Raw genomic sequence first — 3,255 nt, forward strand, 5'->3', positions numbered from 1 at the left:
GGCGGCGGCAGCCGGGGCGGGGCTCGCCGGCTGCTGCGCCAGGGCGCCTTGCGCGGCGAGGCAGGTCGTCAACGCCAGCGCGGCGAGGCTTCGGCTCAGGACGGGTGTCACGCGGCGTCTCCCGGGCTCGGCGGGATCTCGGCGCGTTGCGCCGGCCCCCGCTCGTCATCGGATCCGTTATTCACGCTCCAACCGGCGAAGGCGAGCGCCTCGGGAAACAGGTTCCCCGCACCGTCACCACCGATTGCATCCCGGCGCCGCTGCGGCGTGTCGAGCGGGCGCGGATGTCTCGCCGAACCGGTTCGCGGGCCGGCGGCCCGCCCGGCGCAACCTTGCCTTTTGGCACCCGATCCCCGAGAAACCGGCTGATCCGGAAGCGTGAGCGCGGCCTCGGCGGGCGTCTCGCGGAACCGGCTCGTTCGAACCGCGTCGAGGAACCCGTCTCCATGCTCGATTACGCGCAGGCCCGACGCCTGATGGTCGACTGCCAGCTCCGGACCTTCGACGTGAACGACATCGCGGTGCTGGACGCGTTCGACGCGGTGCCGCGCGAGAACTTCGTACCGCCGGGGGCGGAGCCCTTCGCCTATATCGACCAGAACCTGAAGCTCGGGGGCAGCGACGGCGACCTGCGCTACATGCCGGCCTCGATGCTGCTCGCGCGGATGATCCAGGCGCTGCGCATCGGCGGCGGCGTCCGGGCGCTCGATGTCGGCACCGGATACGGCTACGCCGCCGCCGTGATGGCGCGCCTCGGCGGCCGGGTCACCGCCCTCGAATCGGACCCCGCCCTGGCGGAGGCGGCGCGCGAGCGCCTCGACGGGACGCAGGTCGAGGTGGTGGAGGGGCCCCTCGCCGCCGGCCTGCCGAAGGCCGGCCCGTACGACGCGATCCTGATCAACGGCCGCGTCGAGGTGCGCCCGCAGGCGCTGCTCGACCAGCTGAAGGACGAGGGCCGCCTCGTCTGCGTCCTCGGTCGCGACAAGTCCGCCAAGGCGACCCTGTTCGTCCGCGCCGGCGACGCCTTCGGCGCACGCCCGCTGTTCGACGCGGCGCTTCCGGGCCTGGCGGCGTTCCGCGAAGAGGCCGGCTTCGCGTTCTGAGCGGTCGGCGCGCTCTCGGCATCGCGCTCCGATCGCGCGGGGGAGGTGTCGCTTTTATGCGCCACGTCCCGACGATTCGAGGGATGGGCCGTCCTCGCCCTGGGCCACGTCTTCGTGAATGGGTTAAGGTCTGCCCCGGGGCGGGCGTGACCGGGCCGGCGCTCATGCGCCGTGGCCGTCGCAAGACGGGCAAGATGGTCTTCGAGAAACCGCAAGGGCTGATCGACGTGACACAACGCAAACCTGCGACGCGCCCCGCGCTTCGGCTGGCCGGCCTCGCCGTCGCCGCCGGGCTGACGGCCGGTCCGGCAGCGTCCGAGACGCTGGAATCGGCGCTCGCCAAGGCCTACGGCGGCAACCCGCAGCTCAACTCCAGCCGCGCCGGCGTCCGCGCGACCGACGAGGGCGTCGCGATCGCGAAGTCCGGCTATCGCCCGACCGCCAGCATCAGCGCCGACATCGGCTCCCAGTACCTCGAAGGCCGCGTCTCCGGAGCGCAGCTCGCGCAGACGACGACGCCGGGCGGTGCGGGCCTCACCGTCAACCAGACATTGTTCAACGGGTTCCAGACCGACAACAACACCCGCCGCGCCGAGTCGAACGTCTACAGCCAGCGCGAGAGCCTGCGCTCCACCGAGATGTCGGTGCTGTACGGCGGCGTGCAGTCCTACATGAACGTGCTCAGCAACACCGCGACGCTGGAGCTGAACCGCAACAACGTCGAGGTGCTGGAGGAGCAGCTCCGCCAGACCCGCGACCGCTTCAACGTCGGCGAGGTCACCCGCACCGACGTCGCCCAGGCCGAGGCGCGCCTCGCCGGCGCCCGCTCGCAGGTCAGCGTCGCGGAGTCGGCCCTGCGCACCAGCATCGGCACCTATCGCCAGAACATCGGCGTCGAGCCGCGCCAGCTCGCCCCGGGCCGCCCGCTCGACCGCTACGTGCCGGCCAACCTCGATTCGGCGATCGCGATCGGCCTGCAGGAGCATCCGCAGATCCTCTCGGCGCTGCACGCGGTCGACGCGGCCGAGGCGCAGGTCAAGGTGCTCGAGGCCGCGCTGTATCCGACCGTCGGCCTGCAGGGCAGCGTGCAGCAGCGCTACGACCAGACCTTCCCCGGCGACAACTTCTTGTCGGCGTCGATCGTCGGGCGGGTGACGATCCCGCTGTACCAGGGCGGCCAGGAATACGCGCAGATCCGCCAGCAGAAGGAAGTCGTCGGCCAGACCCGCATCCAGGCCGACCTCGTCCGCGATCAGGTCCGCGCGCAGGTGGTCGACTTCTGGGGCCGGCTCGAGGCCGCCTAGGCGCAGGTGATCGCCGCCCAGGCCCAGGTCCAGGCCAACGAGGTCGCGCTGAACGGCGTCCGCGAGGAAGCCCGCGTCGGTCAGCGCACGACCCTCGACGTGCTCAACGCGCAGCAGGAACTGCTCAACGCCCGCGTGAACCTGATCACCGCCCAGCGCGACCGGGTGATCTTCTCCTACGGCGTGGTCCAGGCGATCGGCCGTCTGACGGTGCGCTACACCGCGGTGCCGGTGGCGGTCTACAGCGCCAAGGTCCACTACGACCAGGTCAAGGATCTCTGGTACGGCGTCCGCTCGCCGGACGGCCGCTGAGGCGGCGTGATTCGCGCCCGCGACCCGAGGGTTCCGGCGGGCGCGGGCAAGCGGAATACGGGCAGGCGGAATAACGGCGCCCGGCGGGTGATTTCCCGAGGACTGTGCTCCGGCTGCGCTTGTCGCGTGCGCGCGGCGTGGAATACTCCATTCGACAGCCTTTTTTCGTCCCTCCCACCTTCTCGAGCGCCGTCCGGATGAGTGCAGCGAGCCCCAAGATCCAGGACAAGGCGGCGGAGAAGGCGCACGAGCCCTCCATGGAGGAGATCCTGGCGTCGATCCGCCGGATCATCGCCGACGATCAGGCGGTGAAGCCGCCCGAGCCGGCCGCGGTTCGCCCCCCCTCGCACGAGAACGACGACGTGCTCGACCTTGCCGAGATGGAAGAACCCGCGCCGCCGCCGCGCCCCGCCGCCAAGCCGGTGCCGCTGGAGCTCGAAACGCTCGATTTCGACGCGATCGATTTCGACGCGATGGAGCCGGAGCCCGAGCCCGAGCCGGCCCCCGCGCCGCGGGCCGCCGCGCCGGAGCCGGCG

General features: G+C 71.6%; 1 protein-coding gene and 2 pseudogenes. All 3 read left to right on the forward strand.

All coding sequences use genetic code 11. The features are described from left to right. Positions 1-446 precede the first annotated feature (446 nt). Positions 447-1,103: a protein-L-isoaspartate O-methyltransferase gene (locus FV227_RS28185; RefSeq protein ID WP_147729888.1), complete on the forward strand. Its 657-nt coding sequence runs from the start codon at positions 447-449 to the stop codon at positions 1,101-1,103. Positions 1,104-1,267: 164 nt separating this feature from the next. Then, positions 1,268-2,719: pseudogene (locus FV227_RS28190) on the forward strand (TolC family outer membrane protein). A 197-nt stretch (positions 2,720-2,916) separates the two neighbouring features. Further along, positions 2,917-3,255, forward strand: a pseudogene (locus FV227_RS28195) (DUF2497 domain-containing protein); the annotation flags it as partial.

This window comes from Methylobacterium sp. WL119 (genome assembly GCF_008039875.1).
In the GTDB taxonomy this organism is placed as follows: Bacteria; Pseudomonadota; Alphaproteobacteria; order Rhizobiales; family Beijerinckiaceae; genus Methylobacterium.